The 15,200-nt window shown below is 61.1% G+C and carries 11 protein-coding genes and 1 pseudogene; 10 read left to right on the top strand and 2 right to left on the bottom strand.

Annotated features, from left to right (window positions below; all coding sequences use genetic code 11):
* The first annotated feature begins 385 nt into the window (after positions 1-385).
* From BM244_RS20240 to BM244_RS20215, 6 genes are all read left to right on the top strand, one after another.
* Positions 386-2,239 (top strand): cation:proton antiporter, encoded by a 1,854-nt coding sequence (locus tag BM244_RS20240; protein WP_175518331.1) that lies wholly within the window; start codon positions 386-388, stop codon positions 2,237-2,239.
* Between the two features lie 559 nt (positions 2,240-2,798).
* Complete coding sequence (locus BM244_RS20235) at positions 2,799-3,419, top strand: OmpA family protein (RefSeq protein ID WP_093400733.1); 621 nt, start codon at positions 2,799-2,801, stop codon at positions 3,417-3,419.
* Positions 3,420-3,445: 26 nt separating this feature from the next.
* A complete protein-coding gene (locus tag BM244_RS20230) occupies positions 3,446-4,138 on the top strand; it encodes a CsbD family protein (protein WP_093400732.1) in 693 nt (230 codons plus the stop codon).
* A 116-nt stretch (positions 4,139-4,254) separates the two neighbouring features.
* On the top strand, positions 4,255-5,547 hold the full coding sequence (locus BM244_RS20225) for a cation:proton antiporter (RefSeq protein ID WP_093400731.1): 1,293 nt from the start codon (positions 4,255-4,257) through the stop codon (positions 5,545-5,547).
* A gap of 94 nt (positions 5,548-5,641) precedes the next feature.
* Positions 5,642-6,913, top strand: coding sequence for a YihY/virulence factor BrkB family protein (locus BM244_RS20220; protein ID WP_093400730.1), 1,272 nt, complete (start codon positions 5,642-5,644; stop codon positions 6,911-6,913).
* Positions 6,914-7,023: 110 nt separating this feature from the next.
* On the top strand, positions 7,024-7,548 hold the full coding sequence (locus BM244_RS20215; RefSeq protein WP_093400729.1) for a DUF937 domain-containing protein: 525 nt from the start codon (positions 7,024-7,026) through the stop codon (positions 7,546-7,548).
* A gap of 409 nt (positions 7,549-7,957) precedes the next feature.
* On the opposite strand, the gene BM244_RS20210 is transcribed toward BM244_RS20215, so the two are convergent.
* Positions 7,958-8,368, bottom strand: a complete 411-nt coding sequence (locus BM244_RS20210; protein WP_093400728.1) for a DUF3597 family protein — start codon at positions 8,366-8,368, stop codon at positions 7,958-7,960.
* A gap of 153 nt (positions 8,369-8,521) precedes the next feature.
* Between BM244_RS20210 and BM244_RS20205 the strand changes: the two genes are divergently transcribed.
* Both BM244_RS20205 and BM244_RS20200 read left to right on the top strand, forming a co-directional pair.
* Positions 8,522-9,112 (top strand): DUF4142 domain-containing protein, encoded by a 591-nt coding sequence (locus BM244_RS20205; protein ID WP_175518330.1) that lies wholly within the window; start codon positions 8,522-8,524, stop codon positions 9,110-9,112.
* 155 nt (positions 9,113-9,267) lie between these two features.
* The gene (locus tag BM244_RS20200; RefSeq protein ID WP_093400727.1) at positions 9,268-11,136 is read left to right on the top strand and encodes an AI-2E family transporter; all 1,869 of its coding nucleotides are present in this window, start codon (positions 9,268-9,270) and stop codon (positions 11,134-11,136) included.
* 324 nt (positions 11,137-11,460) lie between these two features.
* Here BM244_RS20200 and BM244_RS23420 read toward each other — a convergent pair whose 3' ends face one another.
* The gene (locus tag BM244_RS23420; RefSeq protein WP_217649176.1) at positions 11,461-13,428 is read right to left on the bottom strand and encodes an alpha/beta fold hydrolase; all 1,968 of its coding nucleotides are present in this window, start codon (positions 13,426-13,428) and stop codon (positions 11,461-11,463) included.
* Positions 13,429-13,740: 312 nt separating this feature from the next.
* Here BM244_RS23420 and BM244_RS20185 point away from each other — a divergent pair, with 312 nt between their 5' ends.
* Both BM244_RS20185 and BM244_RS20180 read left to right on the top strand, forming a co-directional pair.
* Positions 13,741-14,805, top strand: coding sequence for a spore photoproduct lyase family protein (locus BM244_RS20185; protein ID WP_093400725.1), 1,065 nt, complete (start codon positions 13,741-13,743; stop codon positions 14,803-14,805).
* A gap of 141 nt (positions 14,806-14,946) precedes the next feature.
* Positions 14,947-15,200, top strand: a pseudogene (locus BM244_RS20180) (IS21 family transposase); the annotation flags it as partial.

Genomic DNA, 15,200 nt, shown 5'->3' with positions numbered 1-15,200 from the left:
CAGCGATTCACGTGCCTCACAAACGGGGGATAGCTAGCGGGCAAGGGGAAAGCGGCTGCCTTAGGCGTCAGCCACCTCAAGACTCCCGTTCGCAGTCTAAAAATTGCCTCACCCACGCCAGATGAGTTAGGAAAGGTGTCGCACATCTCCTGACTTGTTGACGTCGCACATTTCCCCTCTTCTGCGACAGGGATGTACTCGAGCACCGCACCTACAACAGGAGCGGCCGCTCACCTCAGTCAGACCACGTGCTGGTCAAGCCTTCCTGCGCAGAAGTACGCCGAACTGCGGGCACCCAAATGAGCCGCTCTAGCAACATTTCGGGCCGCCATTGCTTCTGCATGTCAGTCGGCGGAGAGCGTCGATTTTCAAGGGGGACGCGACGTTGGAAGATACCATCCTATTGCTTGTCGTGGGTGTCGCCGTCGCCGGCGTGTTTGGTCAATGGCTCGGATGGAAGCTCCAACTCCCGTCAATCATCCCGCTGCTGGTGATCGGCGCGCTGTTGGGGCCAATTGGCGGCATCGTACGGCCATCGGCAGCACTCGGCGATGTCATGCGGCCGGCGATCGGCATGGCGGTGGCGATCATCGTTTTCGAAGGCGGCCTGAACCTCAATTTGCGGGAGCTTCGTTCGGCTGGATCGGGCATTATGCGACTGGTTGCAGTCGCGCTGCCGCTCAATTGGCTCCTGGGTACGCTGGCGGGACATTGGGTAGCCGGGCTGTCTTGGCCGGTGGCGATCCTCGTCGGCGCAATCCTCGTCGTGACAGGGCCAACCGTCATCATGCCGCTGCTGCGGCAGGCAAAGCTCGAGCCGCGCGCCGCGGCGTTCCTGCGCTGGGAAGCCATCGTCAACGATCCGATTGGTGCCACACTGACGCTGCTCGTCCTGAGCTATCTGACGTTGTCGACCACGATGAGCGGGAGCGCGGCGATCATTCATCTCGCCTGGCATACGCTGCTGGGCGCTGGCCTTGCGGCCGCTTTGGGTCTGGCGGTGCCGTTCGGCATCCGGACGTTGTTCGCGCGCGATCTCGCGCCCGAGTACCTCAAGACGCCGATCCTGCTAGCGAGCGCGCTCGGCATCTATGCGGCAGGGGAGGCGATCCAGCCCGAGACCGGACTAGTGGGAGCGACTCTGTTCGGCGTCGTGCTTGCCAATATCGATGTCACCGGCCTTCAGGAACTCCGCCGTTTTAAGGAGTCGCTGACGGTCTTCCTGGTGTCAGGGCTATTTATCCTCCTCACAGCCAACATCGACCGCGGCACGGTCGAGATGCTGAGCTGGCCGATCGCGATGACGACGCTGATGATCCTGTTCGTCGTTCGGCCGCTGGCGATTTGGCTCGCGACGATCGGCGCGAAGGCGAGCTGGCGGGAACGGCTACTGGTTGGATGGATCGGCCCGCGCGGCGTGGTGGCTGCAGCAATCGCAGGAGTTGCCGGCGAGCGTCTCGCCCACGCCGGCTATCCCGATGCACGTCTCGTCCTACCCCTCGTGTTCGCCGTCATCGCGTCCACGGTGCTGCTGCACGGCCTGTCGCTGGCACCCCTCGCACGTCGCTTGAAGCTCGCGTCGGGTGGGCGGGGCGGCCTGCTAATCGTCGGTGCCTCGCGCTGGACGGTGAGGCTTGGCGAAGCGCTTCACGGTGCCGGCATTCCGGTAGTCGTGGTCGATCGATCGGCATTGGCGCTCAAGGCTGCCCGGCTCGCTGGATTGAAGACGCTACGGGTTGAGGTGCTCTCGGTAATCGGTGAGGAGGTGATCGACCTGCGCGATGTCGAGCAGGTACTCGCAGCGACGCCGGACGACGCCTACAACGCCCTGGTCTGCACGCGTTTCGCCCCCGAGCTTGGCCGCGAGCGTGTCCACCAGCTTGCGACAAACGAGGTCGCTACGCGGTACGAAGCGTCGCGGGAATGGCGCGGCAAGATCGTAATTGGAGAGAAAATGACCTTCGAGCACCTGGCGGACCTTATGCAGGCTGGTGCATCGTTAGTGGTCGAGCCCTACATGGATGGCGACAAACCGCCTCTTCCGGCCACTGACGACGGATGGCCTGTCGCAGTTGTACGGCACAGTGGCGAGCTGGCGTTTCTTGGCGCAGAGCATACGGCTGTGCCGGCAAAGGGCGACCTGATCTTGCGGCTCTATAAAGCTTCCCTCGCACCGGTAACGGAGCCGAAACGGGCCCGTTGGCGTCGGCTGTTGAAACGTGACGCGATCGCTGCATGAACGTTACGCCTACACATCCACCTGTCAGGTAAAGGCACCCGCCGCTCGCGCAGCATAAAGGACGTACATGTTCAACGGACTTAGCTTACCCATCTTGCTAACGATCTTTGCCGCATGCGGCAGCGTCATCTGGATCGCTGGGTTGGGCGTGTTACTGAGTGCGTCTATGCTGCAGGGTTAATTTTCCGGCCTAAACGCCAGATATTCCGGATGGGCGTCGACTCCCTCGCCGTTCTCGTCCTGTACGCCTTGGGTGTGGGTGGACTGTTCGCCATCTCTAGCACAAATCCAAGTTAACCGTGCCTTCGTCGCTAATATCCTAAGTTTCGGACGTCTCGTATGTCTCGACTTTTGCGACACCGGCGCGCTTGCATCGTGTCGCTCTGAGACCGACCCCATTTCCGAGAAACGATAGTCATCGAGACCACGATCGACCTTCCAATAATCGTATAGATCTGGAGCAATGGTCTGGATGGATCAGGAACCTAAAGCTCTGCACCAGTCGTTACGCTCCAGTATCAAAGGTCGCGCTACGGTGGCGCGATGATAGGGGAACATAATGGCCGATCCACACAATAAGGACGGGGCTCCCCCGCGCGCGATCCATATCGAGAAGAAAAAAGTTAACTGGCTTGCCTGGATTGCGCTTGCCGCAGGTATCTTGGCGCTGCTGTTTGCACTAAGCCGTTGCGGGCACGAAGAGACAGTCGCAGTTGCACCGACCCCCAGTTCGTCGCCGACCGAAGTCGTTGCAACGACCCCAGGCGCGGCGTCGGCTACAGCGCTTGCGGGTACCTCAGGCCTCGGTGGTTACCTCAGTGGTACCGAAGCTGCGCCGCGGACATTCCAGTTCGAACAACTGACTTTCGATACGGCTAAGAGCACGTTGCGTGCCGGCGACGCACAGGAAGTGGCGACCATCGCTACTGTCCTCAAGCAGTATGCAAACACGCGCGTCCGCATCGCAGGCTATGCCGACGCTCGGGGGCCGGCAGCGGCTAACGTTGCTCTTGGCAAAGCGCGCGCTGACGCGGTCAAGGCGGGCTTGGTTGCGCAGGGTATCGATGCCGCTCGCATCAAAACCGTGTCTGGCGGTGAAACCGATCCGGTCGACACCAACGCTACGACCGCCGGTCAGGCTGAGAATCGCCGCACCGAGTTGGTCGTAACGTCGCGCTAATTCATTATTATACCTGGAGATCAATCATGACCCGTACCATCACCGCCTTATTCGATGACCGTAACGACGCCGAAGCGGCTCAGGAACGCCTCAAGCAGTCACGCGTGGATGCCGATCACATTCGCATCCATGACAAGACCAGCGACGGCTACAATGAAACCACGCGCTCGACGCACGAGGATCGCGGCATTTGGGCGTCGATCAAGAATGCGTTTCTGCCTGACCATGACCGCCACACATACGAAGAGGGCGTGCGTCGTGGCGGCTTTCTTCTGACCGCAGACGTCGATGACGATGCCGTCGGTGAGGCCGTCAGCGTCTTGGAAGAAGCAAACACGGTCGATATCGATGAACGTGCCGAATCTTGGCGTTCGTCGGGTTGGGACTACGAGCCGGCCGAGGCAGCGGCGACCGCAGCCAGCTATGGTCTCGATGCTTCGCCGGATCGGCCATTTGCAACGTCTGGCGACGATGTACCACCGGCTAACACGTCATCGATCTACGGACGTCGAGATCTAGACCGTGGTTCGTCGCGGGTGCGCTCGTACGGCAACGACCATAGCAGTGGTAGCAAGGCGAAGGGCATGGCTGACGAGGCGCTTGGTAACGTCAAGCAGGCAGCCGGCAGCATGTTTGGAAACGAAAGCCTGAAACACGACGGTATCGAGCAGGAACGTCGTGGTGAGAGTGAGCAGGGCAAAGGCCCAGACCGCTCTTAGATTAAAGTAACGATGAGCGATGGCAGCGCCATCGCTCATCATCTCCTAGTTTTTTAGTGATTAAGAATGCGCGCCTTCCTGCGGCACAGTCTCATTCCCTATCGGAAAGACCCGTCATGATCGCCGCTTCCGGGTTCCCCGACCCCTATATCCTCATTCTCACCGGCTTCGGCCTGCTTACCGCGCTGGTTGTCTGGTTACCGCTGGCGCTTCGTAAGCTACCGCTATCGTTGCCGATCGTATGTATCGCGCTTGGCGGTGCGCTGTTCTCGTTGCCGCAGGTCACGCTCAAGCCGCTTCCGCTTCTTTACCCCGAGATCACCGAACGCTTCACCGAGTTCGTCGTGATCATCGCGCTAATGGGGGCCGGCCTGAAGATCGACCGGGTGTTCAGGTGGCGGGACTGGGCGGTTACCTGGCGGCTGTTGGCGATCACGATGCCGCTGAGCATTCTGGCCATCACGGCGGTGACGGCATGGGGAATGGGACTTCCATGGGCGATCGCTCTGCTGCTTGCCGCGAGCCTGGCCCCCACGGATCCTGTCCTGGCAGCCGACATTCAGGTCGGGCCGCCCAAGAGCGAGGACGAAGACGAGGTACGGTTTGGGCTGACGTCCGAAGCCGGCCTCAATGATGGCTTCGCGTTTCCGTTCGTCCATCTTGCTATCATGCTGGCAGCCGCAACCGCAGCCGGGAACAGCAAGCCGTGGCTGGGTGAGTGGCTGACGTACCGCGTCTTATGGGAAATCGGTGCCGGCGTCGGCGCTGGCTGGCTAATTGGTCGCGCCTTTGGCTGGCTGACCTTCCACGTTCCAGCGCAAACCAAGCTTGTGCAGACCGGTGACGGCCTGATCGCGCTGGCTGCGACCTGCATCTCTTACGGCTTTACTGAGATCATCCACTGCTACGGCTTCCTCGCCGTGTTCGTGACTGCTTTGACGTTTCGAGGGACGCACCGAACGCACGACTTTCATCACGACATGCACGACGTTACCGAGCAGATCGAACGGCTTGCAATGATGGTCTTGCTGTTGCTGTTTGGGGGTGCGCTGGTCAGCGGGCTCCTGAATTCGGTATCGTTGACGGATGCGCTGATCGCGCTCGTGATCCTGCTGGTCATCCGCCCGATCACGGGGCTCATCGGCCTGGCCGGCCACCGGGCTGACCGCTCGGAAAAGCTAACGCTGGCCTTCTTCGGAATCCGCGGCGTCGGATCGATCTATTACCTGGCCTATGGTCTGAACCACATCCACGTCGATGCGGCCGAACGTCTGTGGGGCCTCCTCGGACTGGTCGTGCTGTTTTCGATCGTCCTGCACGGTCTGACCGTGACGCCAATCATGCGTTTGCTCGATAAGCAACACGGGCGAGATCCAGACAAGGATGCGCCGCCCGCCGTGGGAGTTTGAGGCAACTCTGTATCGAAGATCATATCAAAACTGGCCTGTAGCGTGAGAACGGCGATCGCATGCCAGGTCCATTAAACGCGTAAAGGGACGAGGCATGACCGAGACGAACAAGGGGGACGCGAGCGGGCACGACGCTGGCAGTCCCTGGGCTATCCCTGCAAAAGGCTGGAAGGACATCGCCCTGCGAGCATGGAAGGAAGCAGGCCAGGATAACATCAGCTTGGTCGCCTCCGGCGTGGCGTTCTGTGGCGTGCTCGCCATGGTGCCTATGCTGGGCGCCGTGGTGCTGAGCTATGGTCTGGTCGCCACGCCCGCTACGGTGATGAAGAACGTCCAGTCACTGACGTCAGTCATGCCGACCGATGCTGCCAAGCTGATCGGCGAGCAGTTGGCCAACGTTGTCACGACATCGGACGGCAAGAAGGGGTTCGGGCTGCTTCTTGCGCTCGGCATCGCGTTGTACGGCGCGATGAAAGGTGCAACCGCGCTCATCACCTCGCTGAACATCGCCTATGACGAAGAGGAAACGCGTAATTTTGTTCGGCTGAACCTCATAGCACTAGCCATCACCGCCGGGGCGGTGCTTATCGCGATCGTCGCTATCATCGCGATCGCCGCAATGGGCAGTCTGGACGCACTGTTCCCTTCCGCCCCTGCCATCGTTCTCATAGCGGGGAAGATCGTTTCCTACATGGTCATGGCCGGTATGGGAGCCGCAGCAGCGGCAACGCTCTACCGCTACGCGCCCAATCGCGATGAGGCGAAGTGGACGTGGTTGACGCCTGGCTCGGTGCTGACAACCGTGTTGTGGCTGGTCGTTACCCTTGGCTTCGGGTTCTACGTCGCAAACTTCGGCAGCTACGACGCGACCTACGGCTCTTTGGGAGCCGCGATCGTATTGCTGACCTGGCTCTACTTGTCCGCCTACATTCTACTGCTCGGCGCCGAGTTCAATTGTGAGCTGGAGAGACAGACCACGCAAGACACGACCAGGGGGCCTACTAAATCGCTCGGCGATCGCGGAGCGTACGCAGCCGACACGGTAGCTTCCGGACCGGAGATAGCGCCGCAGCCAGGACCAGGACCGCAGCCCTCAAATGGTGACCAGGCTGTATCCCGAACCGCACCATCTACGCCGTCACCTTTGCGTGAGTACGCTGCCGGCCGCATGGTCGTGCGTGCAGCACGCGTAACCGGCCTGGGTAAAGTCGGCATGGTACCTTCCGTCATCGTTACTGGCGGGCTTGTTCTTCTCCGACGCCGTGACAAGGCGCTTATGGGGGCAGGGCTGCTTGTTATCGGGGGAGGGCTTAGTTGGCTATCCGGCCGACCCGTTGGCTCTCGTAAGCCCGAACTCCCTGACTAACATTGCGCAGATTGCGCATGCCTACCGATCCAGGGTCCTAGCTCGATCGAAGGGGGCCGGACCTATAGGTCCCAGCGTCTGTTGGTACCCATGACAACAAGGAAGCTGACATGAACCTCAATGACCTCCTCCCAGATGGCGGCATCGATGCACTCGCCGCGCAATTAGGCGTACCGCGTGAGCAGGCCCAGCGCGGTGCAGAAGCCCTGCTGCCGTCGGTTCTGGGCGGCATGGGAAATAACACGACGCAGTTAGACGCCCATGTGAACACGCTTGGCGGCGCAGACCTTGCTTCGAACGTGTTGGGCAACGAGCCGACGCAGATCGACCGCGGTAATCAGATCCTCGGCGGTATCTTCGGGTCGAAGGACGGCAGTCGTGAGGTCGCTGACAACGCGGCGCAGAGCAGCGGCCTGGCGCCTGAGCTTCTCAAGCAGATGCTGCCGATCCTGGTCATGCTGGTAGCGGGCCATCTGACAGGGCGCTCGGCCGGGCAGCAAGGTGGCCTTGGCGGGATCCTTGGATCTGTACTTGGCAGCCTGGGTGGCGCTGGAGTCGCAGGCGCAGCGCCCGGGGGCGGTCTTTGCGGCGGACTGGGGGGCATTCTTGGTTCGGTCTTCGGCGAACGGCGATAGAGCCGTCCGGACATAAGACTGTTCTACTCGATCAAACCGGTGGACTCGAGATCAAGGAACATCCCGTCGCTACAGGGCTACGGCACGGCGATAACAGCGATGGCATGACTGGGGAGCGCATGTGATGCGGAGACGAGGAAACAAGCGAGCCGGTCCTGTGGCAATTGTCATCTTCGTGATGATCCTGGCACTCGTCGTCACTATCTGCTGGCTCGCCGCGCGTGGCTTTCAGAAAGAGCCGAATGGACCACCGCGTGGTAGTCAGACACTGCCAGCTCAGGCAGCGCAGCGGACCGTAACTGCAACGCCTCCGAACCCTAGTCCAGCTCGCTAAATTGGGGACGGTTAAGCCAGCAGTCTAAGGCCGGAGGGGACCGCATAGGGTGCGGTCCCCTCCGGATCGAGCGTGTTAGTTGCGCAGGCTGTCGGGAACGATACCGCCGTTATCGGCAAGCTTCTGCATCACAGCCTTATGAAGGGCGATGTTCTGCTCGGCCGAGCCGTCGGCTGCTGCATGGACGTTCAGTTCGCTAGCAAGTTCCTTGCGAGCGGTCAGACTGGAATCCAGGTCCAGCAGCTTCAGAAGATCGACGATCGAGCTCTGGTAGTTTCCCCCGCCATCTTTCATCGATGCCATCTCGCTGAGGACCGCACCGACATCGACGGACTGCTGAGCCGCTGCGGGGGCGGGCTGGGCGGTAGCGGTCGGCGCGGCCTGTGGCGCAGCTTGGGGCGCAGCGGCAGGAGCCTGAGCCGGCGCAGCCGCTGGCGCGGCTTTGTGATGGAAAACCTTGTTCATGATCGTGCTGAAGATGCTCATAGCCGTGTCCCGATAAGGCCGGCAGCTGTGCCGGCAGACGGCTAGAACGAACTCGGCCAACGATCGGTCCGGCGTTCGTTGCTCGTGCGGAACGGTCCTCAGGAAGCACGCGTTGAGCAGGCAGCGGTAATATGCGAGCAGATGGAGAGCATAATGAACATCAAGACCCTGGCACTGGTGTCGGTAGCGGCCCTGTCATTGGCCGCATGCGGCAAGAAGGCCGACGATACAATCGCCGTCGATAACAGCACCTATGCCAATACGACCGCCATGGACGTGAACGCAGCTGGTTCCAATGATGCGATGGCAGCACCCGCCTCAGGTGGACAGGCTTTCGTCAACATGGCGGCTGCGAGCGATGCGTTCGAGATCGAGACCTCGAAGCTTGCCGTGACCAACGGCGCATCTGCTGCGGTAAAGAAGTTCGCTGGCCAGATGATCACCGCACATGAGGGTTCGACTGCGAAGCTGAAGGCCCTGACCGCGACGCTGTCGCCAGCTTTGGCGCCCAACCCAGCGCTGAGTGCCGAGCAGCAGCAGAAGCTTGCTGATCTGAAGACCAAGCAGGGCGCTGATTTCGACACCGCTTACGCGGCTGCCCAGGTCGCCGGGCATCAGCAGACGCTCGATACGCTCAAGGGTTATGCTGCAACCGGCGACGTGCCGCAGTTGAAGACGTTTGCGTCGGGATTGGCACCGACGGTTGCGGCGCATCTCAACATGGCGAAAGCGCTCAAGTCCTGAGGTAGCGTCCCAGACGATGAAGTATGAAGCCGAGAGGGACGCCAAGTGTACCTCTCGGCTTTGCCCGTCCCGACGTCAGGACGGATACAACGAAAAATGCTTCGTGCCGGGTCTCGATGTGACCGATACGCGAGCGCCGGTAGGAAGGTTTCCGCATGAGCAGCCCCGACAACATCGCCGGCTACAAGGATGTCGTGACCGGTAGCCGTGAAGCGCCCGCGGACAATCCAGGTGCGGCTCAAATCCGCTCGGCCTCGGCGCCTGAACTCAAGACGCTGGCCGGCGTGGCGGTTGGCACGCTCGTCATCGCCGCCCTGTATTTCGGTCAGGAAGTGCTCATTCCGATCACCCTGGCGGTGATGCTCTCCTTCGTTCTCTCCCCGGTTGTCAACCTGCTGCAGCGTCTGCGTCTCTGGCGTGCGCCCGCCGTGATCCTGACCGTCATAGCGGCCCTGGGCCTCTTGGGCCTGTTCGGCGCACTTATCGGCAGTCAGGCCGCGTCGCTGACGGTGAACGCGCCGCAATATGCCCGCACCATCGAAGCCAAGGTCCAAGGGGTTCAGGGCTTTGCGGTCGCACGCCTTGCCTCAATCACAAAGGAACTGGGGGGCAAGCGACCAACTACCACACCTCGTGCGGCCACGCCGACGCTGGCAACACCGTCGGCTCCGACGACGGCTGATCAACGCCGCCCTATCCCGGTGGAGGTCGTCCAAGGCAGCACGTCGCCGTTCGCGATAGCACGAACGGTTCTCGAACCCATCCTGGGCCCGCTGGAAACAACGGTCATTGTCCTCATCGTGGCGATATTCGTCTTGATGCAGAAGGAGGATCTGCGCGATCGGTTTATCCGCCTGTTCGGATCAAGCGACCTGCACCGTACGACGCGCGCCATCGATGATGCCGGTCAGCGCCTCAGCAAGTATTTCCTCTCGCAGCTAGCTGTGAACACGTGCTTCGGTGTCGTTATCGCTCTTGGTCTGTGGCTGATCGGCATACCATCGCCGGCCATGTGGGGGGTGATGGCGGGGCTGTTGCGCTTCGTGCCCTATATCGGGCCGTTCCTGGCAGCAGTGGCTCCTGCGGCTCTTGGTGCGGCCGTGGATCCAGGCTGGGGCATGGCGCTGGAAGTCGTCGCTCTCTTCGTGATCATCGAGCCGCTTACCGGTTATGTGATCGAACCACTGCTCTATGGCCACTCGACGGGTCTTTCGCCTGTATCGGTGATTGTATCAGCGATCTTCTGGACGTGGCTTTGGGGTCCGATCGGGCTGATCATGTCCACACCACTTACCCTATGTCTGGTCGTCATGGGGCGTCACGTTAAGAGCCTGGAATTCTTCGATGTCCTGTTGGGTGACAGACCGGCGCTGACGCCTATCGAAAGCTTTTACCAGCGCATTCTAGCTCGGAACCCGGACGAGGCTTTGGCACAGGCGGAGATGCTTCTCGCTGACAGATCCCTCACCGAATACTATGACGGGGTCGTGCTTGAAGGGTTGAAGCTGGCAGTCGAAGACGAAGCGCGCGGGACAATCGATCGCGCCGGTGCGGCGCAGATGACCAAATCGATGATGTCCGTGATCGAGGACCTACAGCCAACGTCCGGGGCAGCGCCGTCTGACACCACAGCAAACGCCGAAACGGTCGCCTGCGTTGCGGGGCACGGTCCGTTCGATGACGCGGTAACTGCTATGCTTACGCAGTTGCTGGGGCAGCAAGGGGTGCACGCGAAGCGTATCCCCAATACCGCAGTGTCCCGAGATGCGGTGCAGACGTTGGATCTGACCGGGATTGATGTGATCGCCATCTCTTACCTGGAGGTGACCGGTTCGCCAGCGCAGTTGCGTTACCTTGTCCGGCGCTTGCGTGCCCGAGCGCCGAACGCTCGCATCGTCGTCGGCCTATGGCCGCAGGGGGAAGCTTCCCTCAGCGATGCGGCAATCCAACAGGCCTTGGGTGCGGACCGGTACGTAAGTTCGCTACACGACGCGGTGGAGAACATTGTCGGTTGGGGATTGTAGGCAAAGAGGCATTGTACGTCACAACTCGCTGTCGCGTGGTCGTGCTGACTCTTCCTGTAACGACCGGATGACCAAGCGGGTGAGATACAAGAGTACGGTGATGAAGGCTAGGTAGACAGCGGTAATCTCGGTGCGCGGCATCCAGCCAGCCGCGCGCAGAAGATGCGTTCCGTAGCAGTACAACCAAGTAGCGCTGAACAACATGACGGCGTACGCTACGGTCGAGATACCGATCAGGAAGTAAGCCACGGCCCGGACAAGAAATAAGCGCATCACGAATAGACGCTACCGTTCTTATCGACCACCGACAACCCGCCTCCAATGCTAAGTCAGCCAGTCGAAAGCCCGCTTCAGTTGCGCCGAACCATTGCTCTCGAACGGTCGACCGTGAGCGAAGATCACCCGGTCAGGCTCGAGCGCCACAATCGCTTGCACCGCCTTTTTAGCGTCCGCGCCACCTAGCCGTACAGGTAGCCGCAGGTAACGTGCGGTAGTGCCCTCGGTGGCAGCGGAAGCCTTCATCAATAGCCGCGCGACAGGTGGCAGCTTGTCAGGATCGAGGTTCTCGATGAGGTCGACGAGCACGAGAGTCTTGGTCTGCCGGTGGAAGAACCAGACTTCGTTGAAGCCAGCACCCCCTGGCACAACGCCCTGATCAAGTGTGTCTGCCCATTCGACTGGAGCCGTCTCACCGAGTTCAGCATCGAACCGCACCGATGATGCGTGGACCTGCGCCCGGTCTTGTAGCCCAGGCGCTGCCCAAGTTGTTGCATCAGGGTAGGCGCGTTGCCAGTCGGCAAGGAAAGTCCAGTGCGCGATGTTGGGTGCGACGAGATGCCGCACCCGCCCAAGTGCCTCGACGGCCTTGGCCACCTCGGCCGAAAAGGGCGTTGGCGAGTGCAGCAATAGATCGTCGTTTACGAGCCGGAGGATCGTCATGCGCACAGGTAAAGTCAGGCCCATCGCGTTTATTGGCCCGCTGTCGACGATCCAAACACCCTCGGCAAAAGCTTTCGGGACATCCAATGGTGGATAGGTCGCGCGGTGCCGGGCGTCTTTATTCTTTGGACGTCGATTAGCGCCTGCCAACGCGCAGAAACCTATGGCAGCGACGCCAACGAAGCCAGCCGCGCCGGCCAACCGACGCCGTCTGCGGGCTTTTGAAGAAGCTTGGGCGGCAAAGAAGCGTCGCATATCGGCGAGCAGGAGCTCTGGTTGTTCCAGCGCCGCGAAATGGCCGCCTGCCGCCATTTCGCTCCAGTGAACGATGTTGTAGGTCTTGCGAGCATGCGAACGCGGGGGTGGTGGGAAGACCGGATCAGGGAAGGCTGCGACGCCGGTCGGTACCTTGATACGGCTGCCGGCGGGAAATTGGCCCGACCCCTCCAATACGCGACCTCGATACATCCAGGTCGATGTGATGAATGACCCCTCGACAAGGTAGAGCATGATGTTGGTGAGGAGCGTATCCTCGTCGAAGGCCTGCCAAAGATCGGGCCGGCCCTGTTCGTCGCGCGGCACGTCCGCCCATGCGCCGAACTTTTCCAGGATCCAGGCGGCAACACCGACGGGGCTATCCGCCATGGCGACGCCGAGCGTCTGCGGACGTGTGCCCTGCTCTTGCGAGTAACCAGTCTCCTCCTTGGCTAGCGTTGCACGTCGAGCTGCCCAGGCGAGTTCGTCGGGCGTTTTCGGCGATACGTCTGCCGCCTGGATGAGGACCATGTTGAGGTGCAGCGCGCCGATGGCTTCAGGATGATCGTGCGCCATCCAGCTTCCGATTGCTGCGCCCCAGTCGCCGCCTTGCACCAGATAGCGAGCATCACCGAACAGTTCGGTCATCAGGCCATGCATGATCTCGCCAGTTCGGCGCGGCCCGATCGGCGCGGCAGGACGCCCGGAGAAGGCGTAGCCCGGAAGCGAGGGCACGACGACGTCATGGCCGTCGGTGACCAGCGGAGCGATCAGCGCTTCAAATTCGATGAACGACCCCGGCCAGCCGTGCAGCAGGAGCAGCGGTGGGCGCGAACCATCGCCACGCGCATGAATGAAGTGAAGGTTTTGGCCCAGCACCTCCGTCGTGAAGTGAGGCAAAGCATTCAGCCGACGTTCTTGCGCACGCCAATCAAACCGCGTGCGCCAATAGCCTACGAGCCGCTTGAGGTCTGCGAGGCCGACACCTGATTGCCAGCCTCCGGCGTCCGGCAGAGCGCCCCAGTCGAATGATGCGACTTTGGCGTTGATGAGGGCGAGCCGCTCGTCGGGTACTGCAATCGTAAAGGGCTTTGCCATCTCGTGTCCTAGCGTTTCAAGGGGAGGCGCCCCTTCTCAAGGCGTAGTAACGCACTCGCGTACGTCGCGTTCACATCCGCGGGCAGCCAGCGCGTCTTGTAACTCGCGTAGGTATGAGTCTCGAGACGCAGCCGGAGCGAGCGATGGAGCATAAGCGTTTGAAGCAGATGTCGCCAAAAGCACGAAGCGTAGACTGTGACGCTCATCAAACGTTCGGTAGCAGACCGAGACATTGCGACCGATCAAGATTGTTATCCGGGCGGCGTTGAGCGAACCATTGGTACGGCAGGCGCGACTGCCCATATTTGCTCTATGGCCTTGCCGCGCACGCTCATCGATCCGAAGCTCATCTACCTGGAACCGGCCGTGCGAGATTACGCCTGCGGACGCGATGTATTGACCCGCTTTCCGAACGCCGAACTTGTCGAAGTAGCGAGCCATTGGAAGATACCGGAGCTGGCCGACCCGGCGCTGGCGGAAGATTGGCTTCGTGTAAAACGGGACACGCTCGTGCTCGGGGTCAAGAAGGGTATGCAGATGCGGCCAAACGGTCGCTCCGCCGACTTCATCGCGCCGTCATCGTCGAACGGCTGCGCTATGGCCTGCGCATACTGTTATGTCGGTCGGCGGAAAGGCTACGCCAACCCGATCAGCATTTTCGTCAACATCGATGACGTCACTCGCGCGCTGACCCGGCACGCAGCCAAGCTGGGCCCCAAGCCGGAACCCAATACCATCGATCCGGTCGACTGGGTCTACGACCTGGGCGAGAACGGCGACCTGTCGGTAGATGCCGCGCTGTCGAACAACGTCCGCGACCTCATCGCCGCCTTCAGAGCTATTCCGGGCGCCAAGGGATCGTTCGCGACGAAGTACGTTAATCGTGATCTGCTCAAGTACGACCCGCAAGGCCGCACCCGGATCCGCTTCAGTCTCATGCCTGAAACGATCGCCAAGATCGTCGACGTCCGGACCTCGCCAATGACGGAGCGAATATCCGCCATCAACGACTTCGTCGCCGCAGGCTACGAGGTGCACGTCAACTTCTCGCCCGTGATCGTCCACGAGGGCTGGGAGGTAGAGTGGAAAGCGCTTTTTTCGGAACTCGATCAGGCACTGTCACCTGCCGCCCGTGCGCAGCTCAAATGTGAGGTGATCTTTCTTACCCATAACGAGGGGCTGCACGACCTTAATCTTCAGTGGCACCCTCGCGCGGAAGAGTGGCTTTGGCGGCCAGACCTCCAGGAGCGCAAGCTGAGCGAGTCCGGCATGGTCAACCTTCGCTACAAGAGCCGCTGGAAGCGCCAGTGGCTTGACCGCTTCCTTGCCTGGCTTGGCGAGACTATGCCATATTGCGAGGTGCGCTACGCGTTCTAAACGCACCCGCCTGATCTACTCTGCGGCAAGATTGCCCTCATCGACGTCAGCCTCTTCGTCAGCGTCGACGCCATGCTCCAGCCTCGCCTCATCAGCTGCCAGGGCCGCTGCGTCGACGTCGAGATCGCGGGCAAGCCGATGCGGGTGAAGGTTGCGCATGTGCGGCTGTGCGCATCGCGGGTGATGTACGTGCGAGCCTATCCGCGCGAGACGCAGGAGATGCTGTTCGACGTCCATGCGCGAGCATTCGCCTTCTTCGGTGGCGTGCCGACGCGGGGCATCTACGACAACATGAAGACTGCCGTGACGAGCGTGTTCACAGGCAAGGAACGGGTTTTCAACCGGCGTTTTCTGGTCATGGCGAACCACTACATGGTCGAGCCGACCGCATGCTC

The organism is Sphingomonas sp. OK281 (genome assembly GCF_900115295.1).
In the GTDB taxonomy this organism is placed as follows: domain Bacteria; phylum Pseudomonadota; class Alphaproteobacteria; order Sphingomonadales; family Sphingomonadaceae; genus Sphingomonas.
The sequence above is the reverse complement of the archived record's forward strand: the minus strand, read 5'-3'. Positions and strand labels throughout refer to the sequence as shown.